Raw genomic sequence first — 21,896 nt, forward strand, 5'->3', positions numbered from 1 at the left:
AGGACGAAACTTTAGATAAAGGGGTTGCCACATGTTTGAGCGGTTTACTGACCGGGCACGCCGCGTCATTGTCCTTGCCCAAGAAGAGGCAAGGATGCTCAACCACAATTACATCGGTACCGAGCACATCCTGCTCGGTCTGATCCATGAGGGCGAGGGCGTTGCTGCGAAGGCGCTCGAGTCCATGGGTATTAACTTGGAAGATGTCCGCCGCGAGGTCGAAGAGATCATCGGCCACGGCACTCAGCCACACACCGGCCATATTCCGTTTACACCACGCGCGAAGAAGGTTCTTGAGCTTTCGCTGCGTGAGGGCCTCCAGATGGGCCACAAGTACATCGGCACCGAGTTCCTGCTGCTCGGCCTGATCCGTGAGGGCGAGGGCGTTGCAGCTCAGGTTCTGACCAAGCTGGGCGCTGATCTGCCTCGCGTACGTCAGCAGGTTATTCAGTTGCTCTCCGGCTACGAGGGTGGCCAGGGCCAGAACCCTGAGGCCCCAGAGCAGGGTGGAGCACAGGGCGGTCAGCTCGGCGCAGGCCCAACTGCTGGTGCAGGTGCGGGCCCTGGCGCTGGCCAGGGTGCTGGCCCACGTGGCGGCAACCAGGGCGAGCGCTCCAACTCGCTCGTATTAGATCAGTTCGGTCGCAACCTGACCCAGGCTGCCAAGGAAGGCAAGCTGGACCCGGTTGTTGGGCGCGATAAGGAAATCGAGCGCATCATGCAGGTGCTGTCTCGCCGTACCAAGAACAACCCTGTTCTGATCGGTGAGCCTGGCGTTGGTAAGACCGCTGTTGTTGAGGGCCTGGCCCTTGACATTGTTAACGGCAAGGTCCCCGAGACCTTGAAGGACAAGCAGGTTTACTCGCTTGACCTGGGTTCCCTCGTTGCCGGTTCCCGCTACCGCGGTGACTTCGAGGAGCGCCTGAAGAAGGTGCTCAAGGAGATTAACCAGCGCGGTGACATCATTTTGTTCATCGACGAGATCCACACCCTGGTTGGTGCGGGTGCTGCAGAAGGCGCGATTGACGCGGCTTCCTTGCTGAAGCCAAAGCTTGCTCGTGGTGAGCTACAGACCATCGGTGCTACCACCTTGGATGAGTACCGGAAGCACATCGAGAAGGATGCGGCTCTTGAGCGTCGTTTCCAGCCGGTACAGGTCGACGAGCCTTCCATCGAAGACACGATCAAGATTCTGAAGGGTCTTCGCGATAAGTACGAGGCGCACCACCGCGTTTCTTACACCGATGATGCACTGGTCGCGGCAGCAAACCTGTCCGAGCGCTACATCAACGACCGTTTCTTGCCAGATAAGGCAGTTGACCTCCTCGACGAGGCGGGCGCCCGCATGCGCATCAAGCGTATGACGGCACCTGAGGGTCTGCGCGAGGTAGATGACCGGATCGCGGACGTGCGTCGCGAGAAGGAAGCCGCCATCGATGCACAAGACTTCGAGAAGGCAGCTGGCCTGCGCGATACCGAGCGCAAGCTTGGTGAAGAGCGTTCCGAGAAGGAAAAGCAGTGGCGCTCCGGCGACCTGGAGGAAATCGCCGAGGTCGGCGAGGACCAGATCGCAGAAGTTCTGGCTAACTGGACCGGCATTCCAGTGTTCAAGCTGACGGAGAAGGAATCCAACCGTCTGCTGGGCATGGAAGAGGAGCTGCACAAGCGCATCATCGGCCAGGACGAGGCAGTCAAGGCAGTCTCGCGTGCGATCCGTCGTACCCGTGCAGGCCTGAAGGATCCAAAGCGCCCTTCCGGTTCGTTCATCTTCGCCGGTCCGTCCGGTGTTGGTAAGACCGAGCTGTCCAAGGCCCTGGCGGAATTCCTCTTCGGCGACGAAGATTCCCTGATCCAGATCGACATGGGCGAGTTCCACGACCGCTTCACCGCCTCGCGTCTGTTCGGTGCCCCTCCGGGATATGTCGGCTACGAAGAGGGTGGCCAGCTGACCGAGAAGGTTCGCCGCAAGCCATTCTCCGTCGTCCTGTTCGACGAGATTGAGAAGGCGCACAAGGAGATCTACAACACCTTGCTGCAGGTGCTCGAAGAGGGCCACCTCACCGACGGCCAGGGTCGCGTGGTGGACTTTAAGAACACCGTGTTGATCTTCACCTCCAACCTGGGTACCTCCGATATCTCGAAGGCTGTTGGTCTGGGCTTCTCCGGTTCCAACGAGACCGATTCGGATGCGCAGTACGAGCGCATGAAGAACAAGGTCAACGATGAGCTGAAGAAGCACTTCCGCCCAGAGTTCCTCAACCGTATCGATGAGATCGTGGTCTTCCACCAGCTCACCCAGGAGCAGATCGTTCAGATGGTCGAGCTGCTCATCGGTCGCGTTGCCAAGGCTCTTGCACAGCAGGACATGGGCATCGAGCTGACCGACAAGGCGAAGAACCTGCTCGCGCAGCGTGGCTTCGACCCAGTGCTTGGTGCACGTCCATTGCGTCGTACCATCCAGCGCGAGATCGAGGACGTCTTGTCCGAGAAGATCCTCTACGGCGAGATCGGTGCCGGCGAGATCATCTCCGTCGATGTCGAGGGCTGGGACGGCGAGTCCAAGAACACGGACTCCGCTACCTTCACCTTCACTCCTCGCCCGAAGCCACTGCCAGAGGGCACCTTCACCGAGGAAGAGGCTGAAGAGGTCCGCGAGATCGAGGCTCCTGTCGAGGTCGGTGCATCCTCCTCCGAGGGCGGCGACGACTTCGATTCCCTGAGCGTTGATGTCCCTGACACCTACCCAGGCGAGGACGAGGGTCCAGCCGGTGCAGGTCAGGCACGGTAGCAGGTAGTCGCTTATCGACGAAGTCCGCTTCCCCCAGAACTATCTGGGGGAAGCGGACTTTTGTCTGTTTGAATGGTCTAGAAAAGCCTAGAAAGTCCCGCAGGAAGAGGTAGTGGGAACTCCGTTGAATCGGTCAGCTAACCACTGTGCTGCTGGCTGGGCTTGAGTGAGCATGCCGCCAGCATGATTGAGTCCGACCTTCATACCCGGTGTGAGTTCCGGGACTCCCTCGTCGAGGTACGTCACATCGGCGCCCAGTGCGCAATAGTCGCGCGCCATCTGTGTGGTTTGCGGGGAAGGAACGAGATCGTCGTTACCGCCCGTGGCTACGAAGATTGGTGCGGAGGGGACCTGCTGACCCAGCTTTTGGGAGTTGAGTAGCTCAACGATTCGTTCATCGCGGAATGCGGCCTCGGCCATGGACTCGCCGGTAGTGGTCAGAGTCCTGGTATCCGTGAGATGCCAACGCACGACGGAATCGCCGATGCAGGAATCCCGGTTGGAGGCCAAGAATTCTCGGCCGCGATCGTTGACCACCGCGTCGAAAGGCTCTTTGAATTCGGGGAAGCGCTCGCCCCAGCCGTGGTAGGCGAAGGCCAGCACGGAGACAATCGAGGAGTTATCCACGCCTCCGATTACTGCGGCGAGGTCCGCAGGCGCGGCACCCGAGTAGGTGCCCTGCAGATTAACCTCAGGCGCGTAGGACTGGTGGTGTTCGGCTGCAGCGGCCACCGCGCCACCGCCTTGCGAGTAGCCGAACAGGCCGACCGGGGAGCCCTCAGGTACGACGGCCCGCGCCGCATCCAAAACAGCGTGGGCTTCCTCGGTGTGCAACACGTAGGTGTGTTGGCCGGGAGTGCCCAGTCCGATGTAGTCGGTGACCACGACGCGCATGCCCAAAAGAGAGGCCGCGGAGTAGAAGGGGATTTCGTAGTTGGTGCCGAGGGCTTCGGCCTGCGGGTCGTACTGACCAATGAAACCCGGACCCTTCGAGGGCGCGCAGGCATCCCCAGCACCGCGGGTGCCGGGGGCGAACACAATAGTTGGGGTCGGTCCCGCGCCCTGCCATGGATTAGCCGGTTCGATGGTGAACCCGGAGACAGCAACGGGATCCCCATGAATAGTCGTTGATGAATAGAGGATCTTCTCGGCGTAGCCGGGGAAGTCGGGCCCCAAGACGTTGAGCAGTTGTGGCGCCGGTTGCGTGCGTATCAGCGATCCTGCGGCAGGCACATTCTCCGGCGGAGAGTAGAAGGGGTCGTCCCAGGTGAGGGCGGAATCCGCCTGGCTGGATGTCTGAGCGTCGGCAGTGTGAACGCCCACGGTTAAGGCAGTAGCAATGAGTGTCGGGATTAAACCAAGGGAAAGTAGTCGTTTACGAATAGTCATTCGCCTATCCTAGTGGTCCGACTCGGTATAATCCACGAATATGGGACTGCAATATAGAGATAAGAAGAAAATCGGCAAGAATTCGTGGCTCAACATCTCCGGCTCGGGCGTTTCCACTTCCACGAAAATCGGCCCCGTCACCCTCAATTCGCGGGGCGGCATGTGGGTCAAACTGCCTGGTGGCCTCAACTTCCGCGGCCGCTGGAAGTAGCCCTATTTGCCGGGCAAGTGGAAAAGGCCACGCTCGTCTTGTTCGGCAAGCCCGTCGTCGAGAAGCGAATAAAGCGCCCTTGAGCGCTGTGCCGCGTCGGGCCACACCACGTCAATCTCGGACTGCGCGACGGGGCTCTCGGCCTCGCGGAGCACCTTCATGATCTTGCCGCGGACTTGGCGGTCGGTGCCCACAAACTTTTGTACCTTCTTTTTGCGCAATTCATCGGCGGTCGGCTCGGGGCGGCCTTCGATGAGCCATCGGCACGAATCGGCAACCGGGCAGTGCTCGCAGCGCGGACCCGTCGCGGTGCAAATAACAGCGCCGAGCTCCATCAACCCCGCCGAAAATGTCGGCCCCTTGTGCTTTGGGAGCAGCGCGCCAACCTGCACGAGCTCCCGCTTCGAGGCGGGTGGCGCGATGGGTCGTCCGTCGACCATCCGCGCGTAGACACGCCGCACATTCGTATCCACCACCGGCACATTCTGCCCATACGCAAAACACGCCACTGCGCGCGCCGTGTAATCCCCGATGCCCGGCAGCGCCAGGAGCGCGTCGACGTCGCGGGGCACAACGCCATCATGCTTATCGACGATTGCCTGCGCGCACTCCAACAAACGCAGCACACGGCGCGGGTAGCCAAGCGTGCCCCACGCCCGGATCACCTCGTCCGGGCCAGCTTCGGCAAAAGCCTGCGGATCGGGCCAGCGCTCCATCCACTCCTCCCAGATCGGGGCGACGCGGGCGACGGGGGTTTGCTGACTCATGACCTCGGAAAGCAGAACTCCCCAGGCAGAGGTTCCGTCCGCGCGCCAGGGCAGTGGGCGCGCGTCGCTTTCGAACCATTCCGTGATGGTGAGTGAGGGGAAACTGTTCTGGAGTGTCATAATAAGTGTTATGCCTCATAATAAGACACCGCAGCAAATCTGGGATTCTCTGAAAGAGGGAAACAAGCGCTTTACTGGCGAAGCCGCCGAACACCCGCATTCGTCGATGAAACGCCTGCAGGAACTGCAAAGTGGTCAAGAACCAATCGCCGTGATCTTGTCGTGTTCCGATTCGCGCGCGCCGGTGGAGTATATCTTCGACACCGGTTTCGGCGATCTGTTCGTGGTGCGTACCGCAGGGGAGACGGTTGCTCCGGCAGTCTTCGGCTCGATTGAGTTTGCAGTGAAGAATCTGGATGTCGGACTGATTATTGTGCTTGGCCACGAGTCTTGTGGCGCGGTGAGCGCGGCGATTAAGGCTGTGGACCACGCCGAGGTACCCGTGGATTCCCAGCGCGTGCTGGTGGAAAAGATCATTCCGTCGGTGCTGCAATCCCGCGTGAAGGGTGGCACCGATCCGGCAGCAATCGAAGCCGAACACGCCTCGATCACCGCAGATCAGATCATCCACCGCCTCTCCGTTGTCGGCGATCGCCTAGAAATGGGAGAGATCGGTGTTGTAGCTGCTCACTACCGTCTTTCCGACGGCCAAGTTGAGAGCGTTCGCACCTGGGGCGTGTCCTAGAAAAAGGACACGCCGCGTGGTGAATACGCGGCTTCACCTGCTCTTCGTTCTACAGTTGAGGATGTGACGCAACGACCACAACGACCTCAACGTCTCCCGCAAAAGTACTACATTCGCCGCCGTGTAGCTGCTTTGGTGATCATTGTTGTCGTCGTTGCCCTGATTGTGTGGGGGCTCGTTGCTTGGGGCCGTTCGTCCCAGGATCAGACTGAGCAGGCTTCCAGCGAGGCAACATCGGCGGCACCCGAGGCGACTAGTTCGGCACCTGCCACCGAGGAAGAAGCTGCGAAGTCGGAGTCCTCAGAGACCTCTGAGAAACCAACGGAGACCGAATCCGAGACCTCAGCGAAGGAATCGGATGCCAAGGGAACCTGCGACGTGAAAGATCTGCGGATCACAGCGTCAACAGACAAGCCTTCCTACAAGGCGAACGAACAGCCGACGATGTATATGCAGGTAGAAAACCCTACCGATGCGGACTGCGAGCTCACGCTTGACGACGACACACTGCGCTTCGAGGTCTACGCCCTCGATTCCAACCAGCGGATGTGGGCGGATACTGACTGCTACGCGTCTGTCATCTCCGGCGAAGAGGTCTTCCCAGCTGGCGAGTCGCGCAACTTCCAGGCGGTCTGGTCGCGCGCTGGATCCGCGCCGGGCGAGTGCAGCGACCGCAGCCCAGTTCCTGAAGGTTCCTACTTCTTGCACGGAGTCATCGACGACAACGCCTCCGACGCGGCACCGTTTAATCTAGCTACCTAGTACGTCGCGGGTCTGCACTATCTCGACCATCGGGGCGAGCAGGCCTAAGACGCTGAGCGTCTGCTCCTGGGCTTCGTCGCTAACAGCTCCGCAAGCATCGGCGATGACAACTACTTTCCGCCCGGCATCCACCGCGCCGAGCACGGTGGATAAGACACAACAATCGGTGGCAACTCCACACGCATATAGCGGCTGTTCTATCGGTGCCAGGGCGGCAAGCTCCGTGCCCCATTTGGAAAAAGTCGGAAGCGTGATCACAGTGTCCTGCGGACCTGGCTCCACCGTCAGCTCCCAGCGGGGATCGGTTTCATCGACTCGAAATGTCGACCAGCGGTCGTAGTAGTGCTCCCACGACCCCGCTTCCTCGGGCGCGCGCACAAACTTTGTCCACACCACCTCGTTGAAGGCCTCGCGCAGGCGGAGGACATTGGCTTCCGCCTCAAGGTAGCGAGGCACTGCCCACTCGCTATCACTATCGCGAAACGCGATCTGCATGTCTACGGCGACGAGGGTACCTGCGGGCAGGGAATCGTCGTCAAGCGGTGCGTTTATGCGTGTCATGGGGGAGCCCTTTCTAGGATGCCTTGCGATACACCATGGTCGCATCCGGGTTCTTCTTCCGGGCGAGGTGGATGACTATATAGGAGATGAGCGATGCGGCCGCGCCGATATAGTAGGTGACCTCGCCTGCCCCCGCGACAAGTGAATGCCAAGGCCCATCACCGAACGGGGTACTCCAGAAGAGCGACGAGACGAGGCAGCCGATGATCCAGGAGACGAAGCCCCAGGCCACGATCCGATTCGTGTCCGCTAGTTCCACCAGTGCTTGGGTGCCCATGTGTTTCGTGCGAATGAAATAGTCCGCGAGTAACACCGTGGTAAATGGAACGACAAGGTAGCCCAGAAGCAGCAGGAAGTCGTAGAAGCTGCCGTAGGGGTCCGATTGCATCAGCAAAGTCAGGCCGTAGCTCAGAACCGCTGTGATGACCACCGCGCCCGCGCGCGAGACAGGAATGCGGAGGGTGAGCAGCGAGATCGAACCGCCGTAGAGGTTCATCGCGGAAACAGGAATGGTGGACAAGACGATGGTGATCATGGCCAGGGGTGCCCACGACCCGGTTAGTTCGGCTAGGGCCTCGACTGCGCCGAGGTCGCCCGCGAAGCTGGACACGAGCACACCGATGCTGCCTAGCCAAAGCAATGACAGGAAGCTTCCGCCTGTTGTGAAACCCACGATTTTCGCATGGGATGTCTTGCGTGGCAGGTAGCGGGAAAAGTCAGAGGCGAAAGGCGTCCACGTCATGACGTAGATGAAGAAGAAGCCCGCGAAGGTGATCCACTCCGGCAGACCACCTTGCTCGCCCCCACCAAGCGGTGCTGATGAGAACTCAATTTTAGACAGTGCCAGTACGGTGATAATCGCGAAGAGGATCGTCAGAACGACGGTGGCGATCTTGTTCAGCAGGTGGATTAAGTTGTGGCCCCAAATGGCAAAGAGTGCCTGGGCGATAAACATGACGGCGGCGCCGATCCAGAATGGGATATTGAAAAGTGCCTGGAGTGCGAGCACGGCAAATACGGTGTTCACCGCGACCCAGCCGATGGCCGAGACATTTGTCAGCAATGCGATGGGGATGAAATTGGCGAAGTAACCCATCGGGCCACGGGCCTGGACTTGCTGCGGGACGCCGAAGCGGGCGCCGATTCCGGCGAGTAGGCCCATGACGAGTGCCCCGGCGAAGCTGCCCACGGCCACCGCCGAGATGCCTTGCACGATGGTGAGGCCGAAGGAAGCGGCGAAGAATCCAGATACAAGAACTGCGAGCACCATGTTCGCGGCGAACCAGAGGGTGAATTGCGAGCTGGGTTTGCCGTGGCGCTCGCTGTCGGGGATTTCTTCGGTGCCGAAGGGTTCGGCCTTGATGAGTGAACTGCCGTAAGAGGCTTCGTCTGAATCCGGATCTGAACTTGGGTCTGTAACTAGACCTGAATTATGTGCTTCATTATCAGAGTCGGGGTCAACTTGGTCGGGCATGGTTAACATCTCCCAGGATGTTGTATGTACAGCGCAACAATTCGAGATGCACCTAAATTGCAATCCTCAAAATATAAGCAGAAAGTAATGTGAGATTCAATATTTGCTATGAGGCGCGAGGTGAGATTGTGACTGCCCGCGTAAAACTAGCCTAGCCTTTTAAGCCCATCGTGGATGTGGCGGGCCCACAGGGGAGAGACGTTTTCGGCCTGCTCGAGAGCATCAATGCTTGCCTCCAAGAGCCCGTTGAGGTCGCCGAATGCCTCCACGAGCCGGTCCATGAGGAACTCCTGCACGCGCGGAATGCGTGAGAGCGCCCTGTAACCACGGGGCCGGATTTCCCGCAGCATCGATTCTTCGGTGCCGGGCAGATTGAGAATGCGGGCAATGGCGCTTGTCGACATGACTTCGGAGTCGGGGAGTCGATCGAGTGCTGCTGCGGCTTCCGCAATCTCTTCACGGTCGGGCAGGCCCGGGGTGACAAGGTAGTCGCGCAGCAAAAGTTCGATCTGCGTATCGTTGTCGCCGCGCAGCTCCGTGAGCTGCAAGGTGAGTTGGCGAGCGTCGGTGCCCAATTCGATGACATCGCGGTCGAGGTCCTGGCCGGCGCGCTTGAGTAAGAGTTCCCGCTGCAGCACATTGATCACGTCGGAGACGGCCGCGTAGTTGTTCATCTCGGCGACGAATAAGCGCTGATTAGCCAGGTCGAGGCGAGAGCGGTAGCGCTCCATCGTGGCCAACTGTTGGTTGGCCCGGGTCATGATAACCCCGGGTTCCTCTAAGACGTGGCGTTGCCCTTCAACATAGAGCGTGATCGTGCCCATGGACGCCGACACCGAGATGACTGGGCTGCCGGTTTGTAGTGCGGTGCGTTCCGCGCTGCGGTGGCGGGTTCCCGATTCCACGGTCGGGTAGGAGGGCGAAGGCACAAGTTGTACGTTCGCGCGCACAATCCGGGTGCAATCAGAAGAAAGAATCACGGCCCCGTCCATCTTGGACAGCTCTCGCATCAGTGTCGGTGCGAAAGGACTATCAAAAGTGATGCCACCGTCGCAGATGTCGGTGACCGCTTCCTCGTCTCCCAACACGATGAGTGCGCCGGTCTTGCCACGTTGGATGCGCACCAGGCCGTCGCGCAATGGGGTGCCCGGGGCGAGTTGAATCAGGGTGCCGCGCAAGGTTGCTGGACTTTTGCCACTCATGAAACAGGAGTTTAGTTTCTTCTCTTTTCTAACAATGCAATGGCATCAGAAAGCGTGGAGGCCTGGCTAATGCACATCCCACTAACGTCTAGTTTCTCCCCGGCGGGGACAATAGCGCGCTCATAGCCCAACCTTGCCGCCTCCTGGAGGCGGCGGGCTAGATTGGGCACTCGGCGCAGTTCTCCAGCGAGCCCGACCTCGCCAATGACCACCGTTTTCTCCGGCAGCGGAGTCTCATGCAGGCTGGACCAGGTGGCCAAGGCAACCGCGAGATCCGTGGCGGTCTCGGTGATTTTCACCCCGCCAACCGTGGCCACGTAGGCATCTTTATCGTTGGTGCGCTGCCCGCACCTTGCCTGCAGCACCGCGAGCACTAGCGGCACCCGATTGAAATCCAGGCCCGTGACTACCCGCCGCGGGCTCTTCGCCACAGGGTCCACGGTCAGGGCCTGGACTTCTGCCAGCATGGGGCGCACCCCATCCATGGCAACGGTGACCGCAGAGCCATCCGGGGTTTTCCCGCGGTGAGAGAGGAATAGCCCCGAGGGGTCCGGCACCTCCCGGATGCCATCGGCGGTTTGCTCGAAGCAGCCCACCTCGTCGGTCGCACCGAAACGATTCTTAATCCCGCGGAGCATGCGCAGACTAGATTGTCGATCGCCTTCGAAATTGAGCACCACGTCCACGAGGTGTTCCAGCACGCGAGGACCTGCAACATTGCCGTCCTTTGTCACATGTCCCACCAAGAGAATGGGAATACTCGTGGTTTTTGCCAGCGTGGTCAGCGCGGCCGTCACGGCTCGCGATTGCGCAACACCGCCCGGCACACCCTCCACACCCGAGGCCGTCATGGTCTGGACCGAATCCACAATAATCAGCGAAGGCTTGATCTGCTCAACATGCCCGAACACCACATCCAGGTTGGACTCGGCGGCAAGATAAAGCGAGTCCTTTAAGGCACCGGTGCGCTCGGCGCGGGCGCGAACCTGGCCGGCCGATTCCTCCGCGGTGACATAGAGCGCCTTGCGATTATCCAGGTCAGCCCACCGACTAGCGACCTCCAGCAGCAGCGTCGATTTACCCACACCCGGTTCGCCAGCCATGAGCACCACGGAACCAGGCACAACACCCGAGCCCAGCACGCGGTCAAGTTCGCCGATGCCCGAGGGCATTGTCTTGGTTGCGGTGGCATCAATCGCGGTGATCGGTTGCGCGGGAGACGTCGGTGTCAGCGCACGAGTGGCAGCAGCGCCGCTTGACGACGAGGCCACTGCCGCCACCGACTCCTGCAGGGTGCCCCACGACCCGCATTCCGGGCAGCGGCCCAACCATTTAGGGGAGGAGTATCCACATTCCGAACAAGTATGAATACTGCGGGGTTTCTTTGCCATGGGCTAAAGCCTAGGACATCGACTAGACATCAACTCTTCTAGGCGCTGAACTGGCACAAAAAACCCGCCGCATCCTGCGAGGATGTGGCGGGTGCGAGTGTGAAGCTAGCGGATTAGTGCCCGCCACCCTGCTCTTCCTGCTGCTTGTCAGAGATGTTGGTCTCTGGGCCGCGATCAACGTTGCCAGCTTCCAGGTTTGGAGCGGACACGGTCACGTCCAGGGTGATCTGGCCTGAATCGAAGTTGAACACAACTTCCTGGTTGCCACCGTAAGCGAAGTCTTTGTTCTCGACAGAGGCTTCTACGTACTGGATGCAAGCAGTGTCAGGATCAGCCTGTGGGATGGAGTCCAAGCCCTCAGCGGAATCTGCCACGAGGGTGCAGTTGTAGCCCAGTGGCTCAACATTGCCCAAGTTAACCTGCTCGCCGGCAACCTCAGCGGACTGCAGGGTGTGCTCGGTGTGCGATGGGTCCTGGTTAGTAGCGGTAAACTTCAGGGCCGCATCGCCGGTAGCCGGGTCGAGGATGACGTGAACGTCCTGGACGGTGACTTCCTGGTTCTCGGTAGAGGCGGTTGCGCCGTCGACCGCGGCAACCTGACCTGAGGTCTGGGTAATCTGACCTGCGGAGCAGGATGCAAGAAGCAAAGCAGACATGGCAGCGGCGGAAACGGTTAATCCGCGACGAACAGCCGACTTCTGGGACTTCACTGTGAGTGTCCTCCATCGTTGTAGTTCACAAAGCGTGTATCGGGTTTTAACCTTAGTCTGAATCCCTGCTTAAAACACAGTTTGGGGTGAATCGACTTCATTGTCCCCGAACTCGTAGGGGTGAACCGGGGGTAATCTTCCTGAACCTTTATAGCCCCGACCGTGGTGCGAGCGGGTCTTTTATCAACCCCGGTCCCACAAACTTTTCAAATCCTTAGATGGTAGAATGGTGGGGTTAAGTGCACGTTGCACAGACTCGTTAGTGGCCTCATTAGCGGTTCAGCCGCGGATAACCAAGGAGCAGGAATGGAATTCAAGGTCGGAGAAGTGGTCGTTTACCCTCACCACGGGGCGGCACGTATCGCCGACATCGAGCAGCGCGAGATGGGCGGGGAAACGCTTGAGTTCCTCGTGCTGAAGATTCTCCAGTCTGACTTGGAAGTACGCGTTCCTACCAAGAACACCGAAATGGTCGGTGTGCGCGATGTTGTGGGCAAGGAAGGCTTGGAAAAGGTCTTCTCCGTCCTCCGCGAAACGGATGTGGAAGAGGCAGGCAACTGGTCCCGCCGTTACAAGGCAAACCAGGAGCGTCTGGCGTCCGGCGACATTAATAAGGTCGCAGAGGTTGTCCGCGACCTGTGGCGCCGAGACCAGGATCGTGGACTCTCGGCGGGCGAGAAGCGCATGCTGGGCAAGGCGCGTCAGATCCTCGTGGGAGAGCTCGCGCTCGCGCAGCCCGTCGACGAGGAAAAGGCCGACAAGATGGAAACCGAGATCCAAGAGATCATCGATCGCCACGTCAAGGCCGGCATCGTGGCGGATCCAAACCCAGAAGCTACGGACGAAGACTTTGATGACGTCGATCTGGACGATCTGAGCTTCGACGACGAAGAGTAAGACTGGTGGCACGTCGCGTCATCGCCCTCGTTGCTGCGGCCGGGCAAGGCACAAGGCTCGGCGCAGAGGTCCCGAAGGCCTTCGTGCCTCTGCGTGGGCGCACCCTTGTCGAGCGCTCCGTGACGGCGATGGAAACTTCCGGTGTCGTCGACGAGATTATTGTGCTGGTCAGCCAGGACATGGAATCCGTAGCAAGACACACGTTGAAGGGCCATCCTGACGTGCGCTTCGTTCACGGCGGGGGCGAGCGGGCCGATTCAATCTGGGAAGGCCTCAAAGCCATCGACGACGATGAGGCCATCGTCCTGATTCACGATGCCGCACGCGCGCTGACCCCTCCCGGGATGATCGCCCGCGTCGCCCACGCTGTTCTTACTGGGGCACCCGCAGTGGTGCCGGTAGTTCCTGTGGCCGACACTATTAAGCGCGTCGATAGCGTGACCCCGACCATGGTCGTGGACACCCCCGACCGCGCGTCGCTGCGTGCGGTGCAGACTCCGCAAGGCTTCGAGTTATCGGCATTGCGTGAGGCAAACCTGAAGTATTTCGCCTCCCATGACCCTGGATTCGTTGCCACGGATGACGCAAGTTTGATGGAATGGTTCGGCACTCCGGTGCGCACCGTGCAGGGTGATCCAATGGCTTTCAAGATCACCACGCCGATCGATCTGCTTTTGGCTAAAACCATCACTGACGAGGCGGAACCTACCGTCTTTGAAGTATCTGGAAATCTTCAATCCTAAGGGGAGCTCACATTGTCTACGGCCACAAATCTTCGCGTCGGAAACGCCTTCGATGCCCACCAAATCCAAGCGGGTAAGCCGTGCTGGATCGCAGGGCTCCTCTTCGAGGGCCAGGACGGGTGTGAGGGCCATTCCGATGGTGATGTGGTGTCCCACGCGATCGTCGATGCGGTCCTTTCTGCCTGCAACCTCGGCGACCTGGGCAGCTTCGTCGGCGTCGGTCGCCCCGAATACGACGGTGTCACTGGTGCCACGCTTTTGCGCGAGCTGCGCGAATTGCTAGATCAGCACGGCCACTACGTGGTCAACGTCTCTGTGCAATTAATCGGTCAGACCCCGAAGATGGGCCCGCGCCGCGAGGAAGCTCAGCAGGTGCTTTCCGAGGCGCTCGGCGCTCCAGTCTCGGTCGGCGCCACCACCACCGACCACATGGGCTTTACCGGTTCCGGCGAAGGCCGCGCCGCCATCGCAACCGCGCTCGTCGAGCTCTAATGCTTTCCCGCATCACCGTCGGCGCGGGCCCCACGGTCATCTTGGTGCACGGAGTCGGCGACAATGCTGCGGGTTGGTCCGATCTGATCGCATCGCTTCGCGACGATTACCGCGTGGTTGCCCTCGACCTGCGCGGTCACGGGCACTCACCGCGCTTTAGTGAAAGCGACCTGGCAGATCCCTTCCCCGTCCTTGTCGCGGACCTGATTGCCGTGCTCGCGGCGGAGGGCCCCGCGCTTGTTGTCGGCCATTCAATGGGTGCGGCAGTAGCCGCGGAGGCTACAAACCTGCGTCCTGAGCTGGTCCGCTCGCTCGTTTTAGAAGACCCCGCGTGGTTTACCAGGGATGAGCAAACCATCAAAGATATCGGCGAAGCACGTGCACTGTCCAAACTGCGGAACCTGCGAGAGATGCCGAAGGCGGTTGCTGAGCGGCTCGCGCAGGGGTGGAGCGAGGTAGAAACCCACGCGTGGGCGATGGCGCACCACCAAACACAGCAGGAATTCTTGCGCACCGGAGTTGTCACGCAGTCGAGGAACTGGACGCAGGTCCAAGCCGATCTGCAAGAAACCGGGGTCCCGGTGCTGGTGTTGGTGGGAAATGGGGCGGATTCAATCGTCGATAAGCGAGATCTTGTGCTGCCGTACCGTGAATTCGTTGCGGGGCACTGCATTCGTCGCGAGCAGCCGGAGGCTTATTTGCAGGCTTTGACGCAGCATGTCGACCTGTGTGATTAGAGTATTGCCTATGGAAGTACTGATCCGTGAAACATCGAGCGGCGTAGCGCAGGCCGCTGCCGATATTATGTGCGAGCACCTCAGTCCAGGAAAAGTGCTGGGGCTGGCCACTGGCTCGACGCCGCTGGAGACTTATCGGGAATTGATTCGCCGCTATGAGGCGGGCGAGATCTCGTTTAGCGGAATGAAGGCGTTCTGCCTGGATGAATACATCGGGCTGCCCGGAGACCACGATCAGAGCTATCGTTACGTGATTCGCAACGAGTTCACCAGCCATGTCGATTTCAATGATGCGGACGTGCACTCGCCAAACGGTATGTCGGACAGGCCCTGGGAGGCTGCCGACGAGTACGAAAACGCCATCGTCGACGCTGGGGGCATTGACCTGCAGCTGCTCGGTGTGGGGCGCAACGGACATATTGGTTTTAATGAGCCTGCGACGTCATTGGCCTCGACGACGCGTGTGGAGATCCTCCACCAGCAGACCGTGCGAGATAATGCGCGCTTCTTCGATTCCGAGGATGAGGTGCCGAAGTACGCCATCACTCAGGGCCTCGGCACGATTCTGCGTTCCCGCCAAGCGCTGCTGATTGCCACAGGTGCCGGTAAGGCGCAGGCGGTGCATGACCTTGTTGAGGGTCCCGTCAGCGCGGCGTGCCCGGCATCGGTGCTGCAGCTGCACCCCAATGCCGTGGTGATCGTGGACGAGTCCGCGGCCTCGCAGCTTAATGAGGTGGAGTACTACCGTCACATGGAGGCCATGCGGCCGGAGTGGAAGGGCCTCGACGGTCTGCCGAAGCGGTAGTTGCAGGCGCCCGCGGAGTGTCTGGTGTGTGGTCTAAACTAGAGTGCGTGACTCAACGCATCTTCGACACAGGAACCCGCACTCTGCGCGACTTCGAGCCGGTTGAACCCGGACACGTTTCCATCTACCTGTGTGGTGCGACCCCGCAGGCACAACCCCACATCGGTCACGTGCGCTCGGGTGTCGCCTTTGACATTGTGCGTCGCTGGTTTATTGCCCAGGGCAACGATGTCGCCTTCGTGCGCAATGTCACCGACATCGACGACAAGATCCTCACCAAGGCCGCCGAGCATGACCGCCCTTGGTGGGAGTGGGTGTCTACCTATGAGCGCGAATTCACCAAGGCCTATGACACCTTAGGTGTGCTGCCTCCTTCGGTCGAGCCGCGCGCCACGGGGCATGTGACCCAGATGGTCGATTACATGCAGCGGCTCATTGACAATGGCTTCGCCTACGCTGCCGAGGGCTCCGTTTATTTCGACGTCAACGCCTGGGTGAAGTCCGAGGGCTCGGACTACGGCAGCCTCTCCGGTAACCGCCCAGACGAGATGGAACAAGGCGAGACCGACACCGTGGGTAAGCGCGGCCCGCTCGACTTTGCGCTGTGGAAGGCCGCCAAGCCGGGCGAGCCTTCGTGGCCGACCCCCTGGGGTGACGGTCGCCCCGGCTGGCACCTGGAGTGCTCGGCCATGTCCACCTGGTACCTGGGTGGCACCTTCGACATTCACGGCGGTGGTCTGGACCTGCAGTTCCCACACCACGAAAACGAGCAAGCCCAATCCCACGCCGTGGGCGACGGGTTTGCCAAGTACTGGATGCACAACCACTGGGTGACCATGGCCGGTGAGAAGATGTCCAAGTCCTTGGGTAATGTGCTCTCGGTGCCGAACATGTTGGAGATGGTGCGCCCGGTGGAGCTGCGCTACTACCTGGGCTCCGCGCACTACCGCAGCGTGCTGGAGTACTCCCCGGAGGCACTCCAGGAGGCCGCGGCAGGTTACCGCCGCATCGAGGAATTCCTCGGGCGCGTGGGCGAGGTTGAGTCCACTACCTGGACAGATGCTTTTGAAGAAGCACTTAACGACGATTTTGGGGTCCCACGGGGCCTCGCCGAGATTCACAATGCAGTGCGCGAGGGAAACAAGGCGTTGTCTGAAAATAACCAGGCGCGTGCTGTGGAGCTCGCCGGCCAGATCCGGGCGATGGCCGGGGTTTTGGGGGTTGACCCACAAGATGAACAGTGGGCGAGTGTATCGTCGACAAGCGAAAATGCGAACCACGCTTTAGACGTACTTGTGCAGTCTGAACTTGAACGTCGCGCCACCGCGCGCGCCGAGAAAGATTGGACAACCGCCGACGCCGTGCGCGATCGGTTAGAAGATGCCGGGATAGACGTGACCGATACCGCCGACGGCCCCCAGTGGTCGCTCAAGAACTAGCGAAGAAATAGGGCAGGACAACAGAACATGGCTAAACCATACGAGCGCCCCGACAAGCGCAAGGTAAATAAGAAGGGCGCCACCAAGGGCTCCGGCGGTAATCGTCGTCGCGGGCTGGCGGGCAAGGGCCCGACCCCGAAGGCTGATGAGCGCGTCTACCACGCGAAATACAAGGCGAAGCAGTACCGCGACCGCAAGGATCAGGGCCGTCATGAGCGCGACGAACCGGATCTGGTGGTGGGTCGCAACCCGGTCATCGAGTGCTTGCACGCAAACGTTCCGTCGGAACAGCTGATTGTTGCTCAGGGCACGGGTAACGACGATCGCCTTTCCGAAGCAGTGGCCATCGCCCATTCCCGCAACATCCCGATTCGCGAGATCCAGCGCCACGAGCTCGATCGTATGGTGGGCAACTCCATGCACCAGGGCATCGGCCTGCAGATCCAGCCGTACAAGTACTCCAACGTCTTCGATCTGATTGCTAGCGTCAACGAGCGCGGCGAGAAGGGCATGTTTGTCCTGCTGGATAACATCACCGACCCACGCAACCTGGGTGCTGTGATTCGTTCCACCGCGGCTTTCGGCGGACACGGCGTGATCATTCCTGAGCGTCGCTCGGCGCAGGTCACCGGTGTGGCGTGGCGTACCTCGGCTGGTACCGCGGCACGTTTGCCGGTTGCGCGCGAGACGAACATGACGCGCACGGTCAAGGAGTTCCAGAAGAACGGCTACCAGGTCGTTGGCCTAGATGCGGGCGGCGAGCACACCCTGGACACCTACGACGGCGGCACGGACAACGTGGTCATCGTGGTTGGCTCCGAGGGTAAGGGTATTTCCCGCCTCGTGCGCGAAAACTGCGACGTGATCATGAGCGTGCCGATGGAGAGCTGGGTGGAATCGCTCAACGCCTCCGTTGCAGCGGGTGTTGTGCTTAGCGAGTTCGCGCGTCAGCGTCGCGTGGGAAAGTAGGGGGTTTCGCCCCTCAGATCCCAGCTGCGCCAGATTAACGGATACAGATCAATGAATGCCCAGGTCGCGATGTGGTAGTGCCGCGGGCCCAAAACGCGACCTGGGCATTCATCAATCCTCAACCGTTGATGTGCGAAGGGGGACCCCCTACAGCTCGAAGAAGTCCTCCACTAGTTCGCCCCCAGTAAAGAGCTCGGTTCCTGGCCCGACCCGGGAATCGAGCTTCTTGCTGCTTGGCACGAGATGACCCATGCCTTCGACGGTCCACAGCTCGGTGGTCGCGCCACCTGTGTAGCGATCAACCGTTACGGACTCAAAGGGGGAGAGCTCCTCGAAGTCCGCCGAACCGTTTAGCGCAGCGTAATACTCCAGCGATTCCTTCGCGCTGCGCACATCGCCACGTGAGTTTCCCTCGAAGCCGGCCTGGCCGCCGTCATAGGGAACCATCTCATCGGCAGTGCCGTGCAGCATCACAATTGGCGTGGGCACCCACCCGTCAGTCGTGGAAAGCATGTTCTTCTCCGTCGGCACGGGCGCGGCAAAAAGTGCAGCACCCTGGACGGTTCCAGGTGCGTCGTGGAGCAGGCGCGTAACCATTTGACCGCCGTTGCTATAACCGGCGGCGATCACCCGAGAGACCTGGTACTCGTCGCGAAGCGAGGCGATGAGCTGCTTGAGAAAATCCACATCGTCGATGCGCATCCACCTCGTGTCCTCGGTGAGGTCGCGCCGGGCATCGTTGAAGTGATGGTTGACACCGTCGGGGTAGCACAAAATGATGCCATGCTTATCGACGAGTCCCTCAAACGTATGCCCCGTGAAGTTGCGGGCCACATTGGATGACTGCATGGACCCGTGGAGAAACAGCAAGAGCGTGGGTGACTCTGGGAGTTCGTCGGGTGTGATGGTGATGAAGAGGCGATCGCGGCGGTCGTGTTCGAGGGAGGAGCGGTTAACTTTCACTGGATTGATGTTAGTGGTCGTGGTCGTGGTGTGGCGCAGGTTCTAAACGTTTCGCGGCTTGGACTTCGTCACGCGTTGCCCCGCGGCGCAGACGTGCACCGATAATGCGACAGATGATGTAGATAGCGAATGAAATTGAGGCGACGAAGACACTGACGGGCACACCCGGTGCTAGCGAGAGAACCAGGCCACCGACCGCGGCGATCTCGGCGAACAGGACAGACCACAGCACGGCCTTGACGGGGTTTGCGGTGATCTGGACTGCGGCGGCGCCGGGGGTGATCAGCAGTGACATCACCAAGAGCGCACCGACGATCTGGACGGACTGCGCGGCGGCGAGGCCGACGAGCATGGCGAAGCCCACCGCGATTCCGCGAACAGGCACTCCTGAGGCTCGGGCCATGATGGGATCCGACGAGGCGAAGAGGATGGGGCGCCAAAAAAGGACAACGGAACCCACGATGATCGCGGTGGTGGCGACAAGTAGGCCCAGCGAATTACTGGACATACCCACGACCTGGCCGGTCAGCAGGCTCATAGCAGTCGAGGAGTTGCCGGGATAGAGGTGCAGGAACAGCACGGATAGGCCCATGCCGAAACTCATCACCACACCGACGGCGGAATCCTGCTGGCCCTTCAAACCGAGCAGGGCCAAGACGATGGCTGCCACGATTGAGCCCACCACTGCACCAAATCCGACATTGAGCCCGAAGAGCAGTGCGGCTGCGGCACCCATCAGGGCGAGCTCAGAGGTGGCGTGCACGGAAAAGGACATGTTTCGCTGCACGATTAGGCTCGTCATGACACCGCTGAGGATGCCCAAGAAGGCTGAGGCGATGAGCGAGGTTTGGACGAAGTCGACGCTGAGGAGGTAGGAGGTATCGTCGATAAATTGCTGCATTTACACCACTACCAATCGGCCGTTGACTTCGACTACATCCACATGCGTGTTGTAGAGCTCGGAGAGGACATCTGAGCGCATTACCTCGGACACCGTGCCGATGGTGTGGCCGTTGGGTGCGATATAAAGCACGCGATCGGTCACGTTGATGATCGGATTGATGCCGTGGGTGACAAACAAGATGGCGGTGTCGCGCTCTTTGCGCCGCTGATCGAGACGGCGGACTACCTCTTGCTGTTTGGCGATATCGAGGGAGAGCAGGGGCTCGTCGGCAAGAATCACTTCTGGGTCATTGGCGAAGGCCTGTGCCTGGCGCACCAGCTGTTGCTGACCACCCGACAGAGTGCCCACCGGCTGGTCGGCGATGCCCGTCGCGCCGACGCTTTCAAGCAGCGCATCGACCTCGGCGCGCTTGGGGTGGCGTCGCTTGAACACGCCGTGAGCGAGCGAAAGCGACACGAGGTCGCGAGCGCGCATGGGCAGGTCGATGGGGAACATCCGCTGTTGCGGAATATACCCGTAGCGCCCCGGAACCTCGACGGTGCCGGAAGTCAGATCCCGTGTCCCCATGATGGTGTAGAGGAGCGTGGATTTACCCACTCCGTTGGGGCCAAGAACCGCGATGAATTCGCCCGGTTCGACGGCGAGATCAAGCCCCGACCACAGCGGGTCGACCGCTGCGTCGTGGAATTGCACGAGCATGTTGTTCCTTTAATTAGGGGTGAGGTAGTTCTTGAAGTTGAACGTCCGAAAGCCCCTGGGCGAACCCAGAGGCTAAGACGTTGGAAAGAACTAAATTTTCCTAAGCTGCGTCCGAGAGAGCTTGGACGCGACCTTCGAAGTAATCCAAGAAGTTCTCGCCAGTTTCAGGGGTTTCGTTAATCTCAACAATCGTGATGCCGTTTTCTTCCGCGGCTTCGCGAATTCGTTTAGCGGTATCAGTTGCGGCTTGCGGGTTGAAAATGAGCATATCAACCTCATCGCCCCCAAGCGTGTCTAAGAAAGCGGCGAGATCGGCAGCGGCAGGTTCGGACTCGCTCAGGACGGCTGCGCGGTAAGACTCAGGTGTGACATCTTCCAATGCGGAGTCATGGATGATGTAATCGCCCACGGACTCGGACTGAACGACATTAGCTGCAGGCAGTTCTTGGATCAGGATGTCCATTGCGGCCATCCGGTCAAGGACTGGCTGCGCGTCGGCCTGTGTATCTGGGTTAATGGCCAGTGCTGCGGCCTCGATTTCTTCAGCGACGTATTCCACAGCATCGGTGTCGTACCAGATGTGCTCATTGCCATCGATTGCCTCGATTGGGCCGTGATCATGGCCTTCGTGGTCGGCATGCGCGTCTTCTGCGGCAGCTTCGTCAGCGTGCTCATCCTCAGCGTGCTCATCTTCTGCGGCAGCTTCGTCACCATGATCGTGGCCTGCGTGCGCATCGGCTGTAAGAGGGAGGGCGTGAACAAGCTTGCTCTCGTCGACCACCTCGTAGAGCCATGCGTCGTATCCGCCACCGCCGACAACGACGATGTCGGCCTCGGCAGCTGCCGCTAAGTTAGCTGCGGAGGGCTCGAAAGTGTGGGGGTCGGTGACATTGCCTTCGACGATCGGGGTGATCGTGGCATTCTCGTCGGTGACAACGGCAGAGGCAACGTCGCCCCAGATGCTCGTCGAGGTCACGATATTGAGCCCAGTTGCATCTGCTGGAGCCGTAGACGTTGTGTCAGCGTTGGTGGTATCAGTGCTTGAGCAGGCGGTAGCGAAAAGAGCCCCGGCAACGAGCGAGGCGAGGATGGGGAGACGTTTGTTCATATCTACTAATAAACCCTTAATGAAAAAGGTTGTCAACTTGAAAACCTATTGAAAATGCAGGCAGGGGGCATGAAATGAAAACGAAATGGGAACGCCGGGAATGAGTGGCGGAGGAAAGGCACTAGGGCAACGCGCGTAAA

Annotated in this window: 22 protein-coding genes; 11 read left to right on the top strand and 11 right to left on the bottom strand. The window is 60.1% G+C overall.

Annotated elements, in window-relative coordinates; translation table 11 throughout:
• Positions 1-31 precede the first annotated feature (31 nt).
• Positions 32-2,788: an ATP-dependent Clp protease ATP-binding subunit gene (locus A37O_RS0109835; RefSeq protein ID WP_018297338.1), complete on the top strand. Its 2,757-nt coding sequence runs from the start codon at positions 32-34 to the stop codon at positions 2,786-2,788.
• Between the two features lie 87 nt (positions 2,789-2,875).
• Here the strand turns inward: A37O_RS0109835 and A37O_RS0109840 are convergent, their stop codons facing one another.
• Complete coding sequence (locus A37O_RS0109840; protein WP_018297339.1) at positions 2,876-4,177, bottom strand: lipase family protein; 1,302 nt, start codon at positions 4,175-4,177, stop codon at positions 2,876-2,878.
• Positions 4,178-4,217: 40 nt separating this feature from the next.
• Between A37O_RS0109840 and A37O_RS16240 the strand changes: the two genes are divergently transcribed.
• The gene (locus A37O_RS16240; RefSeq protein WP_018297340.1) at positions 4,218-4,388 is read left to right on the top strand and encodes a DUF4236 domain-containing protein; all 171 of its coding nucleotides are present in this window, start codon (positions 4,218-4,220) and stop codon (positions 4,386-4,388) included.
• 2 nt (positions 4,389-4,390) lie between these two features.
• Here A37O_RS16240 and A37O_RS0109850 read toward each other — a convergent pair whose 3' ends face one another.
• The gene (locus tag A37O_RS0109850) at positions 4,391-5,275 is read right to left on the bottom strand and encodes an HhH-GPD family protein (protein ID WP_018297341.1); all 885 of its coding nucleotides are present in this window, start codon (positions 5,273-5,275) and stop codon (positions 4,391-4,393) included.
• Between the two features lie 10 nt (positions 5,276-5,285).
• Here A37O_RS0109850 and A37O_RS0109855 point away from each other — a divergent pair, with 10 nt between their 5' ends.
• Together A37O_RS0109855 and A37O_RS0109860 are read left to right on the top strand one after the other, a co-directional pair.
• A complete protein-coding gene (locus A37O_RS0109855; protein ID WP_018297342.1) occupies positions 5,286-5,900 on the top strand; it encodes a carbonic anhydrase in 615 nt (204 codons plus the stop codon).
• 63 nt (positions 5,901-5,963) lie between these two features.
• Positions 5,964-6,662: a hypothetical protein gene (locus tag A37O_RS0109860; RefSeq protein WP_026196295.1), complete on the top strand. Its 699-nt coding sequence runs from the start codon at positions 5,964-5,966 to the stop codon at positions 6,660-6,662.
• Here the strand turns inward: A37O_RS0109860 and A37O_RS0109865 are convergent.
• The 5 genes from A37O_RS0109865 to A37O_RS0109885 form a co-directional block, all read right to left on the bottom strand.
• Positions 6,651-7,223 (bottom strand): cysteine hydrolase family protein, encoded by a 573-nt coding sequence (locus A37O_RS0109865; protein ID WP_018297344.1) that lies wholly within the window; start codon positions 7,221-7,223, stop codon positions 6,651-6,653. The genes A37O_RS0109860 and A37O_RS0109865 overlap by 12 nt on opposite strands.
• 13 nt (positions 7,224-7,236) lie before the next feature.
• Positions 7,237-8,697 carry a purine-cytosine permease family protein gene (locus A37O_RS15265; protein ID WP_018297345.1) on the bottom strand — a complete coding sequence of 487 codons (1,461 nt, stop codon included), beginning with the start codon at positions 8,695-8,697 and terminating at the stop codon, positions 7,237-7,239.
• A 146-nt stretch (positions 8,698-8,843) separates the two neighbouring features.
• Positions 8,844-9,899, bottom strand: coding sequence for a DNA integrity scanning diadenylate cyclase DisA (gene disA / locus A37O_RS0109875; RefSeq protein WP_018297346.1), 1,056 nt, complete (start codon positions 9,897-9,899; stop codon positions 8,844-8,846).
• An 11-nt stretch (positions 9,900-9,910) separates the two neighbouring features.
• Positions 9,911-11,290, bottom strand: coding sequence for a DNA repair protein RadA (radA, locus tag A37O_RS0109880; protein ID WP_026196296.1), 1,380 nt, complete (start codon positions 11,288-11,290; stop codon positions 9,911-9,913).
• 113 nt (positions 11,291-11,403) lie between these two features.
• Positions 11,404-11,946: a hypothetical protein gene (locus A37O_RS0109885; RefSeq protein WP_245533829.1), complete on the bottom strand. Its 543-nt coding sequence runs from the start codon at positions 11,944-11,946 to the stop codon at positions 11,404-11,406.
• Between the two features lie 360 nt (positions 11,947-12,306).
• Between A37O_RS0109885 and A37O_RS0109890 the strand changes: the two genes are divergently transcribed.
• Genes A37O_RS0109890 through rlmB form a run of 7 tightly spaced genes read left to right on the top strand, consistent with a single transcriptional unit; the run spans position 12,307 to position 18,082 of the window.
• A complete protein-coding gene (locus tag A37O_RS0109890; RefSeq protein WP_018297349.1) occupies positions 12,307-12,897 on the top strand; it encodes a CarD family transcriptional regulator in 591 nt (196 codons plus the stop codon).
• A 5-nt stretch (positions 12,898-12,902) separates the two neighbouring features.
• The gene (gene ispD / locus A37O_RS0109895) at positions 12,903-13,640 is read left to right on the top strand and encodes a 2-C-methyl-D-erythritol 4-phosphate cytidylyltransferase (RefSeq protein WP_018297350.1); all 738 of its coding nucleotides are present in this window, start codon (positions 12,903-12,905) and stop codon (positions 13,638-13,640) included.
• A 12-nt stretch (positions 13,641-13,652) separates the two neighbouring features.
• The gene (gene ispF / locus A37O_RS0109900) at positions 13,653-14,132 is read left to right on the top strand and encodes a 2-C-methyl-D-erythritol 2,4-cyclodiphosphate synthase (RefSeq protein WP_018297351.1); all 480 of its coding nucleotides are present in this window, start codon (positions 13,653-13,655) and stop codon (positions 14,130-14,132) included.
• The gene (locus A37O_RS15925) at positions 14,132-14,869 is read left to right on the top strand and encodes an alpha/beta fold hydrolase (RefSeq protein WP_018297352.1); all 738 of its coding nucleotides are present in this window, start codon (positions 14,132-14,134) and stop codon (positions 14,867-14,869) included. The genes ispF and A37O_RS15925 overlap by 1 nt, the downstream gene beginning before the upstream one ends.
• A 10-nt stretch (positions 14,870-14,879) precedes the next feature.
• Positions 14,880-15,674, top strand: coding sequence for a glucosamine-6-phosphate deaminase (gene nagB / locus A37O_RS0109910; protein WP_018297353.1), 795 nt, complete (start codon positions 14,880-14,882; stop codon positions 15,672-15,674).
• Positions 15,675-15,721: 47 nt separating this feature from the next.
• Entirely contained in the window at positions 15,722-17,113 is a 1,392-nt protein-coding gene (cysS, locus tag A37O_RS0109915) for a cysteine--tRNA ligase (RefSeq protein ID WP_018297354.1), read from the top strand.
• Positions 17,114-17,140: 27 nt separating this feature from the next.
• Positions 17,141-18,082: a 23S rRNA (guanosine(2251)-2'-O)-methyltransferase RlmB gene (gene rlmB / locus A37O_RS0109920; protein WP_018297355.1), complete on the top strand. Its 942-nt coding sequence runs from the start codon at positions 17,141-17,143 to the stop codon at positions 18,080-18,082.
• 147 nt (positions 18,083-18,229) lie between these two features.
• Here rlmB and A37O_RS0109925 read toward each other — a convergent pair whose 3' ends face one another.
• The 4 genes from A37O_RS0109925 to A37O_RS0109940 all read right to left on the bottom strand — a co-directional run bounded on the left by A37O_RS0109925 (position 18,230) and on the right by A37O_RS0109940 (position 21,756).
• Entirely contained in the window at positions 18,230-19,045 is an 816-nt protein-coding gene (locus A37O_RS0109925) for a CE1 family esterase (protein WP_018297356.1), read from the bottom strand.
• A 10-nt stretch (positions 19,046-19,055) separates the two neighbouring features.
• The gene (locus tag A37O_RS0109930) at positions 19,056-19,946 is read right to left on the bottom strand and encodes a metal ABC transporter permease (protein WP_018297357.1); all 891 of its coding nucleotides are present in this window, start codon (positions 19,944-19,946) and stop codon (positions 19,056-19,058) included.
• Positions 19,947-20,648, bottom strand: a complete 702-nt coding sequence (locus tag A37O_RS0109935) for a metal ABC transporter ATP-binding protein (RefSeq protein ID WP_018297358.1) — start codon at positions 20,646-20,648, stop codon at positions 19,947-19,949.
• Positions 20,649-20,748: 100 nt separating this feature from the next.
• Positions 20,749-21,756 carry a metal ABC transporter solute-binding protein, Zn/Mn family gene (locus A37O_RS0109940; protein WP_018297359.1) on the bottom strand — a complete coding sequence of 336 codons (1,008 nt, stop codon included), beginning with the start codon at positions 21,754-21,756 and terminating at the stop codon, positions 20,749-20,751.
• Between the last annotated feature and the right edge of the window lie 140 nt (positions 21,757-21,896).

The organism is Corynebacterium lubricantis DSM 45231, assembly GCF_000379425.1.
Classification (GTDB): Bacteria; Actinomycetota; Actinomycetes; order Mycobacteriales; family Mycobacteriaceae; genus Corynebacterium; species Corynebacterium lubricantis.